The 19,159-nt window shown below is 66.9% G+C and carries 17 protein-coding genes; 11 read left to right on the forward strand and 6 right to left on the reverse strand.

Annotated features, from left to right (window positions below; translation table 11 throughout):
- Nucleotides 1-26 precede the first annotated feature (26 nt).
- The gene (locus tag L1F06_RS19425) at nt 27-875 is read right to left on the reverse strand and encodes a universal stress protein (protein WP_003246275.1); all 849 of its coding nucleotides are present in this window, start codon (nt 873-875) and stop codon (nt 27-29) included.
- 131 nt (nt 876-1,006) lie between these two features.
- Between L1F06_RS19425 and L1F06_RS19430 the strand changes: the two genes are divergently transcribed.
- Nucleotides 1,007-3,721, forward strand: a complete 2,715-nt coding sequence (locus L1F06_RS19430) for a cation-transporting P-type ATPase (protein ID WP_129481758.1) — start codon at nt 1,007-1,009, stop codon at nt 3,719-3,721.
- Between the two features lie 73 nt (nt 3,722-3,794).
- Here L1F06_RS19430 and L1F06_RS19435 read toward each other — a convergent pair whose 3' ends face one another.
- Nucleotides 3,795-4,370, reverse strand: a complete 576-nt coding sequence (locus L1F06_RS19435) for an acyl carrier protein phosphodiesterase (protein WP_003246279.1) — start codon at nt 4,368-4,370, stop codon at nt 3,795-3,797.
- Between the two features lie 126 nt (nt 4,371-4,496).
- Here L1F06_RS19435 and L1F06_RS19440 point away from each other — a divergent pair, with 126 nt between their 5' ends.
- Together L1F06_RS19440 and L1F06_RS19445 are read left to right on the forward strand one after the other, a co-directional pair.
- The gene (locus L1F06_RS19440) at nt 4,497-4,793 is read left to right on the forward strand and encodes an ArsR/SmtB family transcription factor (protein WP_177491034.1); all 297 of its coding nucleotides are present in this window, start codon (nt 4,497-4,499) and stop codon (nt 4,791-4,793) included.
- A 28-nt stretch (nt 4,794-4,821) separates the two neighbouring features.
- Nucleotides 4,822-5,871, forward strand: a complete 1,050-nt coding sequence (locus tag L1F06_RS19445) for an alkene reductase (protein WP_012017797.1) — start codon at nt 4,822-4,824, stop codon at nt 5,869-5,871.
- Nucleotides 5,872-6,061: 190 nt separating this feature from the next.
- Here L1F06_RS19445 and L1F06_RS19450 read toward each other — a convergent pair whose 3' ends face one another.
- Complete coding sequence (locus L1F06_RS19450; protein WP_129481759.1) at nt 6,062-6,910, reverse strand: ATPase; 849 nt, start codon at nt 6,908-6,910, stop codon at nt 6,062-6,064.
- A gap of 348 nt (nt 6,911-7,258) precedes the next feature.
- Between L1F06_RS19450 and L1F06_RS19455 the strand changes: the two genes are divergently transcribed.
- Nucleotides 7,259-7,546: a hypothetical protein gene (locus L1F06_RS19455; RefSeq protein ID WP_129481760.1), complete on the forward strand. Its 288-nt coding sequence runs from the start codon at nt 7,259-7,261 to the stop codon at nt 7,544-7,546.
- Here L1F06_RS19455 and L1F06_RS19460 read toward each other — a convergent pair.
- Nucleotides 7,537-8,535: an NAD-dependent epimerase/dehydratase family protein gene (locus L1F06_RS19460; RefSeq protein WP_129481761.1), complete on the reverse strand. Its 999-nt coding sequence runs from the start codon at nt 8,533-8,535 to the stop codon at nt 7,537-7,539. The two genes, L1F06_RS19455 and L1F06_RS19460, sit on opposite strands and share 10 nt — an antisense overlap.
- Before the next feature lie 242 nt (nt 8,536-8,777).
- Nucleotides 8,778-9,671, reverse strand: a complete 894-nt coding sequence (locus L1F06_RS19465) for a LysR family transcriptional regulator ArgP (RefSeq protein ID WP_129481762.1) — start codon at nt 9,669-9,671, stop codon at nt 8,778-8,780.
- 95 nt (nt 9,672-9,766) lie between these two features.
- On the opposite strand from L1F06_RS19465, the gene L1F06_RS19470 reads away from it, so the two are divergent.
- The 5 genes from L1F06_RS19470 (at nt 9,767) to L1F06_RS19490 (ending at nt 12,519) form a co-directional block, all read left to right on the forward strand.
- Nucleotides 9,767-10,180 (forward strand): ACT domain-containing protein, encoded by a 414-nt coding sequence (locus L1F06_RS19470; protein WP_129481763.1) that lies wholly within the window; start codon nt 9,767-9,769, stop codon nt 10,178-10,180.
- On the forward strand, nt 10,180-10,782 hold the full coding sequence (locus L1F06_RS19475; RefSeq protein WP_129481764.1) for a LysE/ArgO family amino acid transporter: 603 nt from the start codon (nt 10,180-10,182) through the stop codon (nt 10,780-10,782). The genes L1F06_RS19470 and L1F06_RS19475 overlap by 1 nt, the downstream gene beginning before the upstream one ends.
- 193 nt (nt 10,783-10,975) lie before the next feature.
- The gene (locus tag L1F06_RS19480; RefSeq protein WP_129481765.1) at nt 10,976-11,932 is read left to right on the forward strand and encodes a LysR family transcriptional regulator; all 957 of its coding nucleotides are present in this window, start codon (nt 10,976-10,978) and stop codon (nt 11,930-11,932) included.
- Between the two features lie 89 nt (nt 11,933-12,021).
- Entirely contained in the window at nt 12,022-12,204 is a 183-nt protein-coding gene (locus L1F06_RS19485) for a hypothetical protein (protein WP_129481766.1), read from the forward strand.
- A gap of 87 nt (nt 12,205-12,291) precedes the next feature.
- Complete coding sequence (locus tag L1F06_RS19490) at nt 12,292-12,519, forward strand: DUF2790 domain-containing protein (RefSeq protein ID WP_036987329.1); 228 nt, start codon at nt 12,292-12,294, stop codon at nt 12,517-12,519.
- Nucleotides 12,520-12,546: 27 nt separating this feature from the next.
- Here L1F06_RS19490 and L1F06_RS19495 read toward each other — a convergent pair whose 3' ends face one another.
- The gene (locus L1F06_RS19495) at nt 12,547-12,873 is read right to left on the reverse strand and encodes a lipocalin-like domain-containing protein (protein ID WP_252576687.1); all 327 of its coding nucleotides are present in this window, start codon (nt 12,871-12,873) and stop codon (nt 12,547-12,549) included.
- Between the two features lie 458 nt (nt 12,874-13,331).
- Here L1F06_RS19495 and putA point away from each other — a divergent pair, with 458 nt between their 5' ends.
- On the forward strand, nt 13,332-17,267 hold the full coding sequence (gene putA / locus L1F06_RS19500) for a trifunctional transcriptional regulator/proline dehydrogenase/L-glutamate gamma-semialdehyde dehydrogenase (protein ID WP_129481767.1): 3,936 nt from the start codon (nt 13,332-13,334) through the stop codon (nt 17,265-17,267).
- Between the two features lie 455 nt (nt 17,268-17,722).
- Nucleotides 17,723-19,150 carry an arginine-ornithine antiporter gene (gene arcD / locus L1F06_RS19505; protein ID WP_003246300.1) on the forward strand — a complete coding sequence of 476 codons (1,428 nt, stop codon included), beginning with the start codon at nt 17,723-17,725 and terminating at the stop codon, nt 19,148-19,150.
- Nucleotides 19,151-19,159 lie beyond the last annotated feature (9 nt).

The raw sequence follows: 19,159 nt of genomic DNA on the forward strand, positions 1-19,159 counted from the left end.
CGACGAACACTCGGCCCCTCAGCGAATCACGCGGCCGGCGGCACTACCAGCGCATCGCTGTCGACCGTGGCCAGCAGACGACTGGCCACGCTGCCCAGAAAGAAGCGCGACAACCCTTCGCGGGCATGGGTGCCGAGCACCAGCAGGTCGGCACCGGATTGGCGCAGCGCCTCGCCGATCACTCCCTCGGGCGAGCCCACATGCACTTGCAGACGCTCGTTCGCCAGGCTCACTCCGTCCTCGCTCAGGCGCTCGACCAGCTGCTGACGCAGCAGTTCGCGCTGATTCTGCAGCACCTCGACGCTCAGTCCAGCTTCCATCATCGCGCCCGGCGCCACCGGCTCCACTGCACCGACCACATGGAAGTCATCGGCAGCCAGCAGACCCAGTTGGCGAGCCTGGCGCAAGGCCTGCTGCGAGGTGCGCGACAGATCCATCGCCAGCAGGGCATGACGGTACTCGCGGGTGACCGGGCCGTTGACCCGCAGCACCGGCAGATGGCTGCTGCGCACCACGCGCTCCAGGGTGGTGCCGACGAAGAAGTCGCGCAGCGCCGATTTGCGATGCGCGCCCACCACCAGCAGGTCGGCGCCCATGCCCTGGGCGCTCTCGACGATGATCGCCGCAGGCTCGCCACTGCCCACCACCACGTGCGGACGGCTGCCGGCCTGCTCGGCCAGGCGCTCGGCCTGCGCATGCAGCAGCGTCTCGGCCTGCTGCACCTGACTGGCGACGTGTTCGGCCGGCGCATCGTCGTCGATCACGTGCAGCAGACACCACTCGCCGCCACCCTGGCGGCGGATCAGTTGCACGGCACGCTGCACGGCGTGAGCCGAGCGCTCGGACAGATCGGTGGCTACCAGAATCTTGATCATTGCGTTCTCCTCGACAGGCTCTTGGCCCGTTCCATTGAGCACCTGGCAAAGCCCTCAGTGCTTGATGCAGATCAGGCCGAGCGTAAAGAAACCGTCTATGGTCCTAGCGGAACATCGATGGAGGCTCCCGAATGGACACTCGGCTCCCTGAAAACTCTGACAGCGCCTGGCACCAACTGACTCCGCAACAAGCGTTGGACGCCCAACAGAGCAGCCAGACCGGTCTCAGCGACGCAGAGGCCAGCGCGCGCCTGCAACGCCATGGCCCCAATCGCCTGCCGCCGCCCAAGCGACGCGGCCCTTTGTTGCGTTTGCTGTACCAGTTCCACAACGTGCTGCTGTACATGATGATGGCCGCCGCCCTGGTCACCGCCCTGCTCGGCCACTGGGTCGATACCGGGGTGATCCTCGCCGCGGTGCTGATCAACGTGGTGATCGGCTTCATCCAGGAAGGCAAGGCGGAGAATGCCCTCGACGCCATCCGCAGCCTGCTGTCGCCGCACGCCCTGGTGCTGCGCGGCGGCGAACGCCGGGAGATCGACGCCGAACAGCTGGTGCCCGGCGACATCGTCCTGCTCGCCTCCGGCGACAAGGTGCCGGCCGACCTGCGCCTGATCAGCGTGAAGAACCTGCTGGTGGAAGAAGCGGCGCTGACCGGCGAATCGCTGCCGGTGGAAAAGTCCCTGGCCCATTGCCAGGCGGACGCAGCGCTGGGCGACCGGCGCTGCATGGCCTATTCCGGCACCCTGGTGGCCAGCGGTCAGGCCAGCGGGGTGGTGGTGGCCACCGGTGCGGATACCGAGCTGGGCCGCATCGGCGCCATGCTGCAGCAGGTGCAGGCAATGACCACGCCGCTGCTGCGGCAGATCGAGCAGTTCAGCCGCTGGCTGGCGCTGGCCATCCTGATCTTCGCCATGGCCACCTTCGCCCTCGGCACCTTCTGGCACGGCCAGGACCCGGCCGAGATGTTCATGATGGTGGTGGCGCTGACCGCCGCCGCCATCCCCGAAGGCCTGCCGGCACTGATGACGGTGATCCTCGCCCTCGGCGTGCAGCGCATGGCCGGGCGCAACGCCATCGTGCGGCGTCTGCCGGCGGTGGAAACCCTCGGCTCGGTAACGGTGATCTGCTCGGACAAGACCGGCACCCTGACGCGCAACGAAATGACCGTGCAGCGCCTGGTCAGCGCTAGCCGGGTGCTCGACGTCAGCGGCGTCGGCTATGCCCCGGAGGGCGCCTTCCATCTCGACGGCGCGCTGGTCGAGCCGGATGCCGCGCTGCTGGAAATCGCCCGCGCCGCCACCCTGTGCAACGACGCCCAGCTGCAGCAGGACGCCGCCGGAACCTGGCGCCTGCAGGGCGACCCCACCGAGGGCGCCCTGCACACCCTGGCGTTGAAGGCCGGGCTGGACACCCCGACGCTGAACCTGCAGTTGCCGCGTAGCGACACCATCCCCTTCGAGTCCGAGCACCGCTTCATGGCCAGCCTGCACCATGACCACCAGGGCCATGGCGTGATCTACCTCAAGGGCGCGCCTGAGCGCCTGCTGGAGATGTGCAGCGGCCAGCGCGATGCCGACGGTGGCGTGCAACCGCTGGACGCCGACTACTGGCGGCGCCAGGCCACCGATCTGGCGGCCCGCGGCCTGCGCCTGCTGGCCATCGCCAGCCGCACGGTAAGCGCCGAGCAGCGCAGCCTGAGCTTCGCCGACGTGGAACAGGACATGTGCCTGCTGGCCCTGGTCGGCATCATCGACCCACCGCGCGAGGAAGCCATCGCCGCCGTCGCCGAATGCCAGCGCGCCGGCATCCGGGTGAAGATGATCACCGGCGACCACGCCGAAACCGCGCGCGCCATCGGCGCCCAGCTGGGTATCGGTGTCGGCCTGCCGGCGCTGACCGGCGCGGAGCTGGAACTGCTCGACGAGCGCCGTCTGCGCGAGGTGCTGCCCGGCGTCGAGGTATTCGCCCGCGCCAGCCCCGAGCACAAGCTGCGCCTGGTGCAGGCCATGCAGGCCAGCGGCGAGGTGGTGGCGATGACCGGCGACGGCGTCAACGACGCCCCGGCCCTCAAGCGCGCCGACGTTGGCGTGGCCATGGGCGACAAGGGCACCGAAGCGGCCAAGGAGGCAGCCGAAGTGGTGCTGACCGACGACAACTTCGCCACCATCGCCGGCGCCGTGCGCGAGGGCCGGGCGATCTACGACAACCTGAAGAAGTTCATCCTCTTCGCCCTGCCCACCAACGGCGGCCAGGCGCTGATCGTGATCGCCGCCATCCTGTTCCAGCTGACCCTGCCGCTGACCCCGGCGCAGGTGCTGTGGATCAACATGGTCACCTCGGTGACCCTGGGCCTGGCGCTGGCCTTCGAACCGGCCGAGGCCGGGCTGATGGACCGTCCGCCGCGAGCGCCGGACGAGCCCTTGCTGTCGGGCTTGTTCGTCTGGCGCGTGCTGCTGGTGTCGCTGCTGATGGCCGGTGCCGGCATCGGCCTGTTCCTCTGGGAACTGCAGCAGGGCACCGGGCTGGACAGCGCAAGGACCATGGCGCTGAACGCGGTGGTGATGTGCGAGGTGTTCTACCTGATCAACAGCCGACGCATCTTCGCCTCGGTGCTCAGCCTCGACGGCCTGCTGGGCAGCCGCGCGGTGCTGCTGGCGATCGCCGCCTGCCTGCTGCTGCAGGCGCTGTACACCTACGCGCCGCCGATGCAGCGGCTGTTCAATTCCACCGCGCTGGATGCGGCGCAGTGGGCGCGCGTGGTGCTGGCCGGGCTGGCGGTGTTCTGCATCGCCGAGCTGGAGAAGTGGGTGATTCGTCGTTTGCGCCTGCAGCCGAGCGGGTGACCGCGGTGCGCACGGCGCACCCTACGGAGCGCAGGGTGTCGCGGGGCCGCCCAGGCCGTGCGCACCAACCGTTCTACGCCCGCTCGCCGCGGGCGAAGGCCATCAGTTCGGGGTAGAAGGCGCGAAAATCCTCGCTCAGCGGCTCGTATAGACGCTCGAGTTCGGCCAGGCTGCCGTCGAGCAACTGCGGCCGCGACAGCCGTCGCTGCATGCCGGCGATCACCTGCTCCAGTACCGCGAACTCGCGATAGCTGCCCAGCCAGTCCTGCGCGGCCATGCGCGGCGCCATCAGCGCCAGGCGTCCCGGCAGCTCGGCCTCGGCGGCCAGCACCCGGTACACCTCGCGGGTGAAGTGATCCAGCGGCTGCGCGGCGTACTCGGCCCAATCGCGCGCCAGGCAATGGTCGAAGAACAGATCCAGCAGCATGCCGGCCATGCGCCGCCGCGCGGCGGGAAAGCGGGCACGGGCGCGCGCCTGCAGCGGGTGGCTGTCGGTAAAGGCATCGATGCGCCGGTGCAGGCGGATGGCCGCTTCGATCTCCGCCGGCCAGCGCCCGGCCAAAGGCCCCTTGACGAAATCGCCATAGAGGCTGCCGAGCAGCTGCGGCGGGGCGTCGCCGCCCAGGTGCAGGTGAGCGAGGTAGTTCATGCCCCGAGCTTACCGCCACGGCCCGCACAATCGAAGCCAGTGATAAGGACTATCGCGGCAATCGATCTGTATATCGTCTGCAGCCGATATAAGGTTCGCCCCATGACGATACACACCGACACCGCCATGGACATCGACGCCATCATCAAGGCCCTCGCCCACCCAGTGCGCCGCGACATCCTCGACTGGCTCAAGGAGCCCGAGCGCCACTTCGCCGAACAGGATCATCCGCTGGAGATCGGCGTGTGTGCCGGCAAGATCTTCCTGCGCACCGGGCTGTCGCAATCCACCGTTTCCGCCCATCTGACCACCCTGCAGCGCGCCGGTCTGGTGACCAGCCGCAAGGTCGGCCAGTGGCACTTCTTCAAGCGCAACGAGGAGCTGATCCAGGCCTTCGTCGCGCATCTCGGCCAGCAACTCTGAACCCGCAGCTCCAACCGGAGGTTTCACCATGCCCAACCTGTTCGACCCCATTCAGATCGGCGATCTGCACCTGAACAACCGCATCATCATGGCGCCACTGACCCGCTGCCGCGCCGACGAAGGCCGCGTGCCCAACGCCCTGATGGCCGAGTACTACGTGCAGCGCGCCTCGGCCGGCCTGATCATCAGCGAGGCCACCGCCGTCACGCCGATGGGCGTGGGCTATCCGAACACCCCCGGCATCTGGTCGGATGCGCAGATCCGCGGCTGGAGCAACATCACCCAGGCGGTACACGCCAACGGCGGCAAGATCGTCCTGCAACTGTGGCACGTCGGGCGCATCTCCGACCCCATCTACCTGAACGGCGAGCTGCCGGTGGCACCGAGCGCGATCAAGCCGGCCGGCCACGTCAGCCTGGTGCGTCCGATCAAGGAATTCGTCACCCCGCGCGCGCTGGAAACCGAGGAAATCGCCGACATCGTCGAGGCCTACCGCCAGGGTGCGGAAAACGCCAAGGCCGCCGGTTTCGACGGCGTGGAAATCCACGGCGCCAACGGCTACCTGCTCGACCAATTCCTGCAGAGCAGCACCAACCAGCGCACCGACCGCTATGGCGGCAGCCTGGAGAACCGTGCGCGCCTGCTGCTGGAAGTCACCGATGCCGCCATCGACGTCTGGGGCGCCGGTCGCGTCGGCGTGCACCTGGCGCCACGTGCCGATGCCCATGACATGGGCGACGCCAACCGCGCCGAAACCTTCGCCTATGTCGCTCGCGAGCTGGGCAAGCGCGGCATCGCCTTCATCTGCGCCCGCGAGAAGGAAGACGACGACAGCCTGACGCCGCAACTGAAGAAGGAATTCGGCGGCGTGTTCATCGCCAACGAGCGCTTCACCAAGGAGCAGGCCAACGCCTGGCTGGCGCAAGGCAATGCCGATGCCGTGGCCTTCGGCATCCCCTTCATCGCCAACCCGGACCTGCCGGAGCGCCTGCAGCAGGACGCGCCGCTGAACGAGCCGCACCCGGAAACCTTCTACGGCTCGGGCCCGGTCGGCTACATCGACTATCCGCGCCTGTAACGCGCCTTACGTAGGGTGCGCTGCGCGCACCGAGACTGCTCGTCGCGAGGTTGGTGCGCACGGCGCACCCTACACCCAGGCCTGAACGCACAAGTTGCTCGTTGCGACAGCTGGTGCGCACAGCGCCCCTACGCCCAGGCCAGAACGCACAAGACCCGCATTGCGGGTCTTGTGCATTTAACGCGGTGCCTCAGCGCTGGTTGATCTGCTGCTGCAGATTCACCACCTGGCTCTGCAGGGTGTTGATGTTGCGCGTCATCTGCGCGCGGAAGGCATCGAACTCGGCGGTGTTGGGGCCGGCGCTGGCCGCCGGGCGGTTGTCCAGCTCGCTGCGCAGCACCAGCAGATCCTGCTCCAGATTGCGGATGGCCTGGCTCGGGTTGCCCTGCTTCTTCAACGTTTCGATATCGCCGCTGAGGGTCTTGATCCGCCCATCGAGCTTGCCCAGCTCGGCCTGGGTCGCCTTGGCATCCGCCTGCGCGGATTTCAGTGCGGCCTGCTCGCTGGCCAGCGCCTGCAGACGCTTGTCGAAGTCGGCGCTGGCGCCCAGACCGTTCTTGAGTTCGGTGCCCAGCTGCTCGACACGCTTGTCCAGCGCGGCCTGCGCCGTGCTGCTCTGCTGCAGCTGCTTGCCCAGCTCGGCCAGGCGCGTCTCCAGTTGCTTGACCTGCAGCTTGAGCGCCTCGCTGCCGCTGGTGACGCTGGACTCGGTGGCCACCACCTTGCCGGAAATATCCTGAATACGTCCGGCCGCCTCTTCGCTGATGCGCGCGAAGCTTTCCTGGGTTGCCACCAGGCGCTGCTCCATCAGGCCGATCTGCTGCAGGCTCCACCAACCCAGGCCGCCCAGCGCGATGGCAAGCGCACCCACCAGCGCCCACAGCGGCCCGGTGCTCGGCGCTCGGGCGGCCGGTGCCTTGCCACTGGCGGCTCTGGAGCTGCGCGGCGCCGGCTCGTCACGCGGCTCGGCGAAATCCTCGCGGCGCTCGGGGGTCAGGCTGGGCAGGTTGTCGAGCTCGTCGTTGGCATCATTGCGCATGGTTGAACCTATGGTTGAAACGGAATAAGCGAAGGTGCCGCGCAGTATACCGATTCGCCATCAGCCGATCAGCGCCGCGCCAAGCAGGTGCGCCGCGCACCGACGAAGGGCGCGACAGGGCCATCGACCCGCCTGCAGCCCGCCAGTTCCGCGAAATTTGAACTGGTACGCACTTTGCTTTTTACCCTGTCGTGGACAGCTCATCGCGCGTCGCCCACAAGCCAGCAGGCGGCCTGAAAGTTCTGCATCGCACCGACAGGTGTACCAGCCCGGGAACAGGCTGGCTCGGTTACGGAGGGCGAGGACGCCCGAACCCGTGACTCTTCAACCAACAGGGGGGAAGTGGCAATGGAACTGAACAAAGAAGTCCTGGATTGCATGAAAACGCTGCGCCGTCGCCTGCGCGAGGAACTGGCGGTGGATATCCGCCTGAGCCAGCCCGACGCCGTCAGCGCCATGCTCGATGGCAGCCTCAAGTCCAATGACGAGGAAACCCGCCGCGTCGGCCGGCGCCTGGCGGAACTGTCCGACCAGCCACAACGCCTGACCGCCACCCCGCTGGCCGCGGTGGAACTGCCGGTAGCCCCGCAGACCGGCTCGGTGCGCATCTATCGCGGTCAGCGCATCTACGCCTGAGCCCCCATCTGCGCCTGCCACCAGGTGCAGAACTCATCCAGTGCGTCCCACAGGCTGGCCCTGGGCTCGTAGTCGAGAAATTCGCGGGCGCGGTCGATGTTCAGCGAGAAATCCTTGGCCATCACCGCCACGCTCAGGCGCAGCAGGCTCGGTTCCGGGCGCCCGGGCAGCAGCCGGCATACGCCTTCGTTGACACAGGCCGCCGCGTAGGCCAGCGGATACGGCACATGGCGAGTCACCGGCGGCAACTGCAGCCGCCGCAGCACGTAGTTGACCACATCCCACAGCGGCACCGGAGCGCCGTTGCTGATGTTGTACACCTGCCCCAGCGCCGGGCCGGCGGCCAGCAACGCGCTGAACAGCGCATCGTTGAGGTTGTGCACGCTGGTGAAGTCGACCTTGTTCAGACCGTTGCCGATGATCGCCAGGCGCCCCTTGCGCTGCATGGCGATCAGCCGCGGGAAGATGCTGGTATCGCCGGCGCCGGTGACGAAGCGCGGGCGCAGGGCGATGACCTCCAGGCCGAACTCCTGCGCGGCGAACACCTGCTGCTCGGCCAGGTACTTGGTCTTGCCGTAATGATTGGAGAAGCGTTTGGGCACCTGCCCTTCGCGGATATCGACGTGGGAACGGCCGTCGAAGTAGATCGACGGTGACGACAGGTGCACCAGGCGCCGCACCTTCTGCTTCAGACAGGCGTCGATGACGTTCTCGGTCACCGTCACGTTGCCCTGATGGAAATGCGCGTAGTCGCCCCAGACACCCACCGCGCCAGCGCAGTGCACCACCATCTCGACATCCTGGCACAGGGCCTGGACCAGTTCGGGATCGGCCAGATCGCCCTGGACGAACTCGGCGCCGCGTTTGATCAGGTGCTGCACACCCTCGGCACGTCGCCCGTTGACCCGCACCGCCAGGCCTTGCTCGAGGGCGAAACGGGCGAAACGCCCACCGATGAAACCGCTCGCGCCGGTGACCAGAATCTTCATCCGCCATCCCCTGCATGGATTCTTGTAATTGCCGCACTTTAGCAGCGCCACCCCGGCTGCGCGCTGTCGGCGGCGGCCAGAACGACGACCCGGCAAGCCTCAGCCGCCCGGGTGCATGAACTCGTAGGGTGCGCCGTGCGCACCAGCCCATCGCGGGACACCCCTCTTCATCCAGCGCCTGTAATCAATCCAAGCCAGTTTCTTGCGTCACATCACCCTGCAGTTGGTGCGCACGGCGCACCCTACGGCGCCTGCACCAGCGCGCCGCCGGCTGCGCGGCGCAGGTGCTCGGTAAGCCCGGCCAGCAGTTCACCGCCATTGCGCCAGTGATGCCAGTACAAAGGCACGTCGATAAAGCGCTCGGGCACCAGCTCCACCAACCTGCCGCTGGCCAGTGCGTCACGCACCTGCAGTTCCGGCACCAGGCCCCAGCCCAGGCCGCCTTCGGTCAGGCGCACGAAGCCTTCGGAGGAAGGACACAGGTGATAGGCGAAGCCACCGGTCACCCCCAGGCCGGCCAGGTAGCGATGCTGCAACTGATCGTCCGGGCCGAAGACGATGGCCGGCGCCCGCGCCAGCGCCTCGGCCGTGACCCCGGCAGCAAAATGTCGGGCGACGAAGCTTGGGCTGGCCAGTGCGCGGTAGCGCATCGCCCCCAGGGCGACGCTGCGCGCGCCGGCTACCGGGCGCTCGGCGGCGCACACGCAGCCAGCCACCTCGCCGGCGCGCATGCGCTTGAGGCCGACCTCCTGGTCCTCCACCACCAGCGCCATCAGCACCTGCCGGGTCGCGCAGAACTCCGCCGTCGCCAGCGCCCACCAGGTGGCCAGGCTGTCGGCGTTGATGGCGATGCGCAGACGCTCGGGCAGCGCCTGTTCATCCAGCCCCGGCACCTGTCCCTGCAGATCGCGTTCGAGCAGGCGCACCTGCTGCACATGGTTGAGCAGACGCCGACCGATTTCGGTGGGCGCCGGCGGCGTCGCGCGCACCAGCACCGGCTGGCCGACCCGCGCTTCGAGCAGCTTGATGCGCTGCGACACCGCCGACTGCGACAGGCCCAGCACCTGCGCCGCACGCTCGAAACCGGCCTGCTCCACCACTGCCGCCAGGGCGGCTAGCAATTTGTAATCGAACAATCGATTTTCCTAATGAGCGATCAGCATTATTTGTTTCTCTTATACACCCGTGCGCCGCAGACTCGCCAGCATCCACCTCACCTCTGGAGCTCAAGATGGCCGGCGAAACCGATCTCTCACGCTTGCTGCAAAGCATGACGCCGCAGCTCAACCCCGGGCAGTACGTGTTCTGCTGCGTCGCCGCAGACCTTGACTGCAGCGCCCTGCACCCCATCGCCAGCCTGCGCGAAGCCGAGGGCCTGAGCCTGGTGCTGCCGCGCGAGGTCGCCGACGCCCATGGCTTGCGCTACGACTACGTCGCCGCGTGGATCACCCTGCAGGTGCATTCGTCGCTGGCGGCCGTGGGCCTGACCGCCTCCTTCTCCGCCGCCCTCGCGCAGGCTGGGGTGAGTTGCAACGTGGTTGCCGGCTTCCACCACGACCATATCTTCGTGCCCATCGAGCGCGCCGAACGAGCGCTCTCCACCCTGCGCGCCCTGTCGGCCGCCGCCTTGCCGGAGCCCGTGTGATGTGGCAGAGCTACAGCAACGGCCTGCTGGTCGCCATCGGCCTGATCATGGCCATCGGCGCGCAGAACGCCTTCGTCCTGGCGCAGAGCCTGCGCCGCGAACATCACATCCCGGTAGCGGCGCTGTGCATTCTCTGCGACGCCGTGCTGGTGGCGGCCGGCGTGTTCGGCCTGGCTACCCTGCTGACGCAGAGCCCGACACTGCTGGCCATCGCCCGCTGGGGCGGCGCTGCGTTTCTGCTCTGGTATGGCAGCCAGGCGCTGCTGCGCGCTGCGCGCCCGCAATCGCTGCAGGCGGCCGGCAGCGAACCGCGCTCCTTGCGCGCAGTGATGCTCGCAGCGCTGGCAGTGACCCTGCTCAACCCGCACGTCTACCTGGATACCGTGCTGCTGATCGGCTCGCTGGGCGCCCAGCAAGCCGAACCCGGCGCCTATGCCGCCGGCGCCGCCAGCGCTTCCTTTCTCTGGTTCAGCGCCCTGGCGCTCGGCGCGGCATGGCTAGCGCCCTGGCTGGCCAGGCCGGTGACCTGGCGGCTGATCGATCTGGGCGTGGCGGCGATGATGTTCGCGGTGGCGGCGCAGCTGATTCTGGGTGCGCTGTAATGTTCTCAGTCGAGCATAATGCGTCTGGCCCATTACGGGCGCCTCTAGCAACGTAAGCGAGGCAGCCAGCGCAAGGCAAAAACAGGCGAAAAAGCGCAGTTTACGAGTTGTAAATGAGCATTTTGAGCCTGTTTTTAACGCCGCGATGGCAACGCAGGTAGTTGTTAGAGGTGCCCTTACGCCAGGAGCAACAATGGATACCCTGCATGGCATGCGCGTGTTCGTTCAGGTGGTCGAGCGCGGCAGCTTCACCGCCGCAGCCCAGGCGCTGGATCTGTCTACCGCACAGGTGTCACGGCTGATTGCCGATCTGGAGCAACATCTCGAGGCACGCCTGCTGCAGCGCACCACGCGGCGCCTGGCCCTGACCGAAACCGGCGAGCGCTATCTGGAGCGCTGCCGGCAGATTCTCGGCCAGGTCGAGGAAGCCGATGCCGAGGCGCGCGGTGCTCACCGCACGCCCAGTGGACGCCTGCGCGTGCACACCATGACCGGCCTCGGCCTGCAGCACATCACCCCGCTGATCGCCCGCTACGCCGAGCGTTATCCACAGGTGGTGGTGGAACTCACCCTGGCGCAGCGCACGCCGGATCTGCTCGAAGATGGCCATGACGTGACCATCGCCTTCGCCCGCGACCTGCCGGATTCGCAACTCGTCGCACAGCGTCTCGGCCCGGTGTACAGCGTGCTTTGCGCCGCTCCCAGCTATCTGGCCGGACATGGCGTTCCGCAACGGCCCAGCGACCTGCAGCAGCATCGCTACCTGCGCCTGACCGACCCGCTGTACCGCGGTCAGTGGGATTTCGGTGACGAACAGCTCGACGCCCTGCCGGCCGAGTGCTTTCAGGTCAATGTCGCCGAAGCGCTGGTCAAGGCGGCGCAGGCAGGCATGGGCTTCTGCCTGCTGCCCTCGTTCGTCGCCAGCCAGCCGCTGCGTGAAGGACGCCTGCTGCGCATCCTGCCGCAGCACCGCCTGCGTGCGCTGAACATCTATGCGATGTATCCGTCGCGGCGCTTTCTCGATGCCAAGACGCGCACCTGGGTGGAGTTTCTCAAGGCCGAACTGCCGCCACTGTTACGGGGGGACGAAGCGGTGCTGGACGATGAGCGATATTGGGCGACACCCGACGGATTGTTGCGCGAAAGGTAAGAGTGATTCACCCGTATAGCGCTTTTTCGCGCCCCGATGTCTCCCTAGGATGACTTCGAACCCACGAAGAATCCCAGGAGGATCGCTCCATGAAAAAACTCGCCACTGCCGCCGCCCTGTCCCTCTCCGCCCTGCTGGCGGCCCAGGCCTGCTTCGCCGAAGAATCGGCCGCTTTCGTCGCCCATCAGCAGGCCCACCAGCAACAGCCGCACGCCGAAGCTACCCAGCAAGCGCAAACCGCAAGCTCGCAGGGCTCCGGTCAGCACGGCTAAACCCAGGCTTACCTGGCGCCGGACGTGCTCCTGGCCGGCGTCTCTCGGGCCGCCAGTCCGGCCCTTTTTTCCCGTATCGAGGCCATCATGAAACCTGTCGCCTACCTCCTGGCGCTCGCCTGCGCGACTACCCTGGCGCACGCCGAAACGCCCGAGCACTACCACTACGGCATGCACCTGGACATCGCCAAGGTCATCAGCCAGACCCTGCCGCAAGGCTGCGAAGCAGGTGAAGCCCGCATGGTCTACCTGGACTCCAAGGGCGAGCAGCACACGCTGATCTACCAGCGCATCGGCGAAGACTGCCGCTACTGACCACCTCAAGCACCATACACCCTGGATTTACCTGGCCCGCATGAACTTACCATCCGGGTGCGTGAAGGTCTCGTACATCCGCTCGCCCTCGACCCTCAACTGCAGCTCCTGTGTCGTGCGCACACCACCAACCCAGTTGGGAAAGGTGGCGCCCTCCAACCGGTTACCAGCAAAACGCTCCTGCTCGTCGACGCTGTAACTGCCAAAGAAGCCGGCGCTCGACGCCATGGCGCGGCGACTCTCCTGGTCGCTGCCACTACCGCACGCTTCGGATTCAAACCGCGGCATATCGCCATCGGTCAAACCCTCGACGAAGTGCATGTCAGGCCAGCATGCCTTGCGGGTTTCCGCCATACGGCCGCCCGATCTTGCCGTCCGCTTCCTGCTGTGCCGAGACCATGCGCCATGCCCCGGCGCCGCTGCAGGCTCTCATCGGCATCATTCGCGAAATCGCATGACGGGGCGACCGGCAGCCTTCTCTCTGCCGCGGTCTATCCTGACGTTAGCCCGGCAGCAGTCGCACTGAGCGCCACGCCGGTAGCACCCCTGGTTGCACCAAGCTGCTGCACGCCTCGCACATCTGCTTGCAGCCTTGTTGCAGCGGCGGCTCCCGAGAATTGACCTTACGTCCGTCGGGCCGTCGCTGCAATTAGGTTGCACCTGGTTGCACCCAAGAGCAAAGCAGGTTTAATCTCCCGCAGCTTTTCGTTGCCCGCCCGCCAGGCGACAACGCTTCGGGCCGTCGCAGGCGACGTCAGAAACTGCTTCAGGCAGTTTTACCGTGCATAACTAACAAGTAAGTAGGACTCCCCATGGCTACCACCACCCTCGGCGTAAAACTCGACGATGCCACCCGCGAGCGCCTGAAGAAGGCCGCTGCGCAGATCGACCGTACGCCGCACTGGATGATCAAGCAGGCGATCTTCAATTATCTGGAGCAGGTCGAGAGCGGCCTGACGCCCGCCGAGCATGCCGGCCTGGCCGCTGCCGCCGGTGAGGAAGCCCTGGAGTCGCTGACCGAGCAGGGTCTGCAGGTGTTCCTCGACTTCGCCGAGAGCATCCTCCCGCAGTCGGTACTGCGCGCCGCCATCACCAGCGCCTACCGTCGCCCGGAAACCGAAGTGGTGCCGATGCTGCTGGAGCAGGCGCGCCTGAACCCGCAGCAGGCCGAGGCCTCGCAGAAGCTGGCCCTGGGCATCGCCGAGAAGCTGCGCAACCAGAAGAACGCCAGCGGCCGTCAGGGCCTGGTGCAGGGCCTGCTGCAGGAGTTCTCGCTGTCGTCGCAGGAAGGCGTGGCGCTGATGTGCCTGGCCGAAGCCCTGCTGCGCATCCCCGACAAGGCCACCCGCGACGCGCTGATCCGCGACAAGATCGCCAACGGCAACTGGAGCCAGCACCTCGGCCAGAGCCCGTCGATGTTCGTCAACGCGGCGAGCTGGGGCCTGCTGATCACCGGCAAGCTGGTGTCCACCCACAACGAGGCCGGCATGACCTCGGCGCTCAACCGCATCATCGGCAAGAGCGGCGAGCCGGTGATCCGCAAGGGCGTGGACATGGCCATGCGCCTGATGGGCGAGCAGTTCGTCACCGGCGAGACCATCGCCGAAGCCCTGGCCAATGCCGCCAACCTGGAAGCCAAGGGCTTCCGCTACTCCTATGACATGCTCGGTGAAGCCGCGCTGACCGAGGAAGATGCCAAGCGCTACCTGGCCTCCTACGAGCAGGCCATCCACGCCATCGGCAAGGCCTCGCACGGTCGTGGCATCTACGAAGGCCCGGGCATCTCGATCAAGCTCTCCGCCCTGCACCCGCGCTACAGCCGCGCCCAGTACGAGCGAGTGATGGACGAGCTGTACCCGACCCTGCTGGGCCTGACCCAGCTGGCCAAGCAGTACGACATCGGCATCAACGTCGACGCCGAGGAAGCCGACCGCCTGGAGCTGTCGCTGGATCTGCTCGAGCGCCTGTGCTTCGAGCCCTCCCTGGCCGGCTGGAACGGCATCGGTTTCGTCATCCAGGCCTACCAGAAGCGCTGCCCGTACGTGATCGACTACGTCATCGACCTGGCCAAGCGCAGCCGTCATCGCCTGATGATCCGCCTGGTCAAGGGCGCCTACTGGGACAGCGAGATCAAGCTGGCTCAGGTGAACGGCCTGGAAGGCTACCCGGTGTACACCCGCAAGCCGTACACCGACGTGTCCTACATCGCCTGCGCACGCAAGCTCCTGGCCGCGCCGGAAGCCATCTACCCGCAGTTCGCCACCCACAACGCCCATTCGCTGTCGGCCATCTACCACCTGGCCGGGCAGAACTACTACCCGGGCCAGTACGAGTTCCAGTGCCTGCACGGCATGGGCGAGCCGCTGTACGAGCAGGTGGTGGGCAAGGTCGCCGACGGCAAGCTGAACCGTCCGTGCCGCATCTACGCGCCGGTGGGCAGCCACGAAACCCTGCTGGCCTACCTGGTACGCCGCCTGCTGGAAAACGGCGCCAACACCAGCTTCGTCAACCGCATCGCCGACCACAGCATCTCGCTCAAGGATCTGGTCCTCGACCCGGTGCAGCAGGTCGAGCAGATGGCCGCGCAGGAAGGCGCCGTCGGTCTGCCGCACCCGCGCATCGCGCTGCCGCGCGACCTGTACGGCAAGGATCGAGTCAATTCTTCGGGCCTGGATCTGGCCAACGAACACCGCCTCGGCTCGCTGTCCTCGGCGCTGCTGTCCACCGTCAACCACAGCTACCTGGCCGAGCCGATGCTCGGTTGCGATGGCGCCAACCCGGGCGAGCCGGAGCCGGTGCGCAACCCGGCCGACCATCGCGACCTGGTCGGCCACGTGCGCGAAGCCAGCGTTGCCGATGTCGACAGCGCCCTGCTCTGCGCCCTGGCCAGCGGGCAGATCTGGCAGTCCACCCTACCGGCCGAGCGCGCCGCCGTACTGGAGCGCGCCGCCGACCTGATGGAAGCCGAGCTGCAGCAGCTGATGGGCCTCTTGGTGCGCGAGTCCGGCAAGACCTTCGCCAACGCCATCGCCGAAGTGCGCGAGGCGGTGGACTTCCTGCGCTATTACGCGATCCAGGCTCGCAGCTTCGGCAACGACAGCCACCGCCCGCTGGGCCCGGTGGTGTGCATCAGCCCGTGGAACTTCCCACTGGCGATCTTCACCGGCCAGGTCTGCGCCGCGCTGGCCGCCGGCAACACCGTGCTGGCCAAGCCGGCCGAGCAGACCCCGCTGATCGCCGCCCAGGCCGTGCGCATCCTGCGCGAGGCCGGCGTGCCGGCCGGCGCCGTGCAGCTGCTGCCGGGCCGTGGCGAAACCGTCGGCGCGCGCCTGGTGGGTGACGAGCGCGTGCGCGGGGTGATGTTCACCGGCTCCACCGAAGTGGCCGGCATCCTGGCGCGCAACATCGCCGGTCGTCTGGATGCTCAGGGCCGCACCATCCCGCTGATCGCCGAGACCGGCGGACTCAACGCCATGATCGTCGACTCCTCGGCGCTGACCGAGCAGGTGGTGATGGACGTGGTCGCCTCTGCCTTCGACAGCGCCGGCCAGCGCTGCTCGGCCCTGCGCGTGCTGTGCGTGCAGGACGACGTGGCCGATCGCGTGCTGACCATGCTCAAGGGCGCCATGGCCGAATACAGCCTCGGCAACCCGGAGCGCCTGAACACCGACATCGGCCCGGTGATCGACGCCGAGGCCAAGGCCGGCATCGAAACCCACATCGCCAAGCTGCGCGAAAAAGGCCGCAAGATCACCCAACTGGCGCGCGTCAACGGCGAGGAGATCAAACGCGGTACCTTCGTCGTGCCGACCTTGATCGAGCTGGACAGCTTCGACGAGATGAAGCGCGAGATCTTCGGTCCGGTACTGCACGTGGTGCGCTACGCCCGTGCCGATCTGGGCAAGCTGCTGCAGCAGATCAACGACAGCGGCTACGGCCTGACCCTCGGCGTGCACACCCGCATCGACGAAACCATCGCCCAGGTGGTCGGCACCGCCAAGGTCGGCAACCTGTACGTCAACCGCAACATGGTCGGCGCCGTGGTCGGCGTGCAGCCGTTTGGTGGTGAAGGTCTGTCCGGCACCGGCCCGAAAGCCGGTGGCCCGCTGTACCTCTACCGTCTGCTGTCGACCCGCCCGCAGGAAGCCGTCGCCCAGTACCTGCAACAGGCCGAGGTGCAAGCCCTGCCGGTGCCGAGCGAGCTGGACAAGGTGCGCAGTGCCTTCGCCGACTGGGCGAGCAAGCAGGAGCCAGGCATCGCCGCGCTGTTCGAGCAGTACCGCACGCTGTCGCAGAGCTACAGCAGCCACACCCTGACCGGCCCGACCGGCGAGCGCAACAGCTACAGCCTGCTGCCGCGCGAGCGCGTGCTCAACCTGGCCGACGAGCGCAGCGACCTGCTGGCCCAACTGGCCGCCACCCTGGCGGTGGGCAGCAAGGCGATCTGGCTGGAGAGCCAGCGCGCACTGCATGCCGAACTGCCGAAAGAGGTGCAGAAGCACATCCAGCTGGTGGCCGACTGGAACAGCATCGACGTGGAGCTGGACGCCATCCTGCACCACGGCGATTCCGACCAGCTGCGCGCGGTCAGCGAGCAGGCGGCGCAGCGCAAGGGCGCCATCGTCGGCGTGCACGGGCTGAACAAGGGCGAAACCGACATCCCGCTGGAGCGCCTGCTGATCGAACACGCCCTGAGCGTCAACACCGCAGCCGCCGGCGGTAACGCCAGTCTGATGACCATCGGCTGAGACTTTCGACCGTCACAGGTCGGAAACGCCGTGGAAAGCTGGCTGAAAGCTTTCCACGGCATGCTGCACCCACACGGCGCGACTGCCTGCAGGGGCTACCCGCCCGGCGCCGTGTTTCCATCTCCCGGCCTCATGGCCTGCGTCAGCCTACCCGGCAGACGCTCCGAGCGGGGTCAACCGCCCCGCTTGGCCCTCCTCCCCCGCCCTTCGAAATTTTCGCTTCGCTTTCCTTGCAGAGCAGCGGAACGCTGACTAGCGTTTCAACACTCCGGTGCTTCTGAAAGGCCCGGCATAGAGCCGCTCCCTGGCTTCTCGGGTGCGCCTGATTGATTGCAAATTGCCAGTAGGAATGTGCGTTTGCGCAACAATTAGCAGCCTATTGATGTAGGTCATGACTGCTGCCGCTCCAAACGCGCTCAATACCATCGTCACTTCCCGACATGGAGGTAATTGAGATGTCCGACTCGTCACAAAAACTGCGCCTGGCTGCACTGGTCGCCCTGGTCGTCGGCTCCATGGTCGGCGGCGGTATCTTCTCCCTGCCGCAGAACATCGCCGCCAGCGCCAGCGCCGGCGCCACGCTGATCGGCTGGTTGATCACCGGGGTGGGCATGCTGACCCTGGCCTTCGTGTTCCAGACCCTGGCCAACCGCAAGCCCGAACTCGACGGCGGGGTCTACGCCTACGCCAAGGCCGGCTTCGGCGACTACATGGGTTTCTCCTCGGCCTGGGGCTACTGGATCAGCGCCTGGATCGGCAACGTCAGCTACATGGTGCTGCTGTTCTCCACCCTGGGTTACTTCTTCCCCGTGTTCGGCGAGGGCAACACCCTGCCGGCGGTGATCTGCGCCTCGGTGCTGCTCTGGCTGCTGCACTTTCTGGTGCTGCGCGGAATCAAGGAGGCGGCCTTTATCAACACGGTGACCACGGTGGCGAAGATGCTGCCGCTGGCACTGTTCATCGTGATCGCCGCCATCGCCTTCAAGCTGGACGTGTTCACCTCGGACTTCTGGGGCCGCGGCAACCCCGAGCTGGGCAGCGTGATGGATCAGGTGCGCAATATGATGCTGGTCACCGTCTGGGTGTTCATCGGCATTGAGGGTGCGAGCATCTTCTCTGCCCGCGCCGAGAAACGCAGCGACGTCGGCAAGGCCACGGTGATCGGTTTCGTCGGCGTGCTCCTGCTGCTGGTGCTGGTCAACGTGCTGAGCCAGGGCATCATGGCCCAGGCCGAGCTGGCCGGGCTGAAGAACCCGTCGATGGCCGGGGTGCTGGAACAGGTGGTCGGCCCCTGGGGCGCGCAACTGATCGCCATCGGCCTGATCGTCTCGCTGGCCGGGGCCCTGCTGTCCTGGACCCTGCTGTGCGCCGAGATCCTCTTCGCCAGCGCCCGCGACCACACCATGCCGGAGTTCCTGCGCAAGGAGAACGCCAATCAGGTGCCGGCCAATGCACTGTGGCTGTCCAACGGGCTGATCCAGCTGTTTCTGATCATCACCCTGTTCAACGCCTCCACCTACCTGAGCCTGCTGTACCTGGCCACCTCGATGATCCTGGTGCCCTACTTCTGGTCCAGCGCCTATGCGCTGCTGCTGGCGGTGCGCGGCGAGACCTATGAGAGCGCCGCCAGCGAACGCAGCAAGGATCTGCTGATCGCCCTGGTTTCCACCCTCTATGCCATCTGGCTGGTTTACGCCGCTGGCATCCAGTACCTGCTGCTGTCCGCTCTGCTCTACGCCCCCGGCGCGATCCTGTTCGCCAAGGCCAAGCGCGAGCTGGGCCAGCCCATCTTCACCGGCGTCGAAAAGCTCATTTTCCTCGCCGTGCTGATAGGTGCCGCCATTGCCGCCTACGGGCTGTATGACGGTTTCCTGACTCTCTAGCGAGAAGGA

Origin of the sequence: Pseudomonas hydrolytica (assembly GCF_021495345.1) — a bacterium.
GTDB classification, from domain to species: Bacteria; Pseudomonadota; Gammaproteobacteria; order Pseudomonadales; family Pseudomonadaceae; genus Aquipseudomonas; species Aquipseudomonas hydrolytica.

Coding starts and splice junctions, on each gene's coding strand:
- L1F06_RS19470 (WP_129481763.1), top strand. CDS start 9,767: ATGGCCGGCGAAACCGATCTCTCACGCTTGCTGCAAAGCATGACGCCG.
- L1F06_RS19430 (WP_129481758.1), top strand. CDS start 1,007: ATGGACACTCGGCTCCCTGAAAACTCTGACAGCGCCTGGCACCAACTG.
- L1F06_RS19480 (WP_129481765.1), top strand. CDS start 10,976: ATGGATACCCTGCATGGCATGCGCGTGTTCGTTCAGGTGGTCGAGCGC.
- L1F06_RS19490 (WP_036987329.1), top strand. CDS start 12,292: ATGAAACCTGTCGCCTACCTCCTGGCGCTCGCCTGCGCGACTACCCTG.
- L1F06_RS19455 (WP_129481760.1), top strand. CDS start 7,259: ATGGAACTGAACAAAGAAGTCCTGGATTGCATGAAAACGCTGCGCCGT.
- L1F06_RS19435 (WP_003246279.1), bottom strand. CDS start 4,370: ATGAACTACCTCGCTCACCTGCACCTGGGCGGCGACGCCCCGCCGCAG.
- arcD (WP_003246300.1), top strand. CDS start 17,723: ATGTCCGACTCGTCACAAAAACTGCGCCTGGCTGCACTGGTCGCCCTG.
- L1F06_RS19450 (WP_129481759.1), bottom strand. CDS start 6,910: ATGCGCAATGATGCCAACGACGAGCTCGACAACCTGCCCAGCCTGACC.
- L1F06_RS19425 (WP_003246275.1), bottom strand. CDS start 875: ATGATCAAGATTCTGGTAGCCACCGATCTGTCCGAGCGCTCGGCTCAC.
- L1F06_RS19460 (WP_129481761.1), bottom strand. CDS start 8,535: ATGAAGATTCTGGTCACCGGCGCGAGCGGTTTCATCGGTGGGCGTTTC.
- putA (WP_129481767.1), top strand. CDS start 13,332: ATGGCTACCACCACCCTCGGCGTAAAACTCGACGATGCCACCCGCGAG.
- L1F06_RS19485 (WP_129481766.1), top strand. CDS start 12,022: ATGAAAAAACTCGCCACTGCCGCCGCCCTGTCCCTCTCCGCCCTGCTG.
- L1F06_RS19440 (WP_177491034.1), top strand. CDS start 4,497: ATGGACATCGACGCCATCATCAAGGCCCTCGCCCACCCAGTGCGCCGC.
- L1F06_RS19445 (WP_012017797.1), top strand. CDS start 4,822: ATGCCCAACCTGTTCGACCCCATTCAGATCGGCGATCTGCACCTGAAC.
- L1F06_RS19495 (WP_252576687.1), bottom strand. CDS start 12,873: ATGGCGGAAACCCGCAAGGCATGCTGGCCTGACATGCACTTCGTCGAG.
- L1F06_RS19475 (WP_129481764.1), top strand. CDS start 10,180: ATGTGGCAGAGCTACAGCAACGGCCTGCTGGTCGCCATCGGCCTGATC.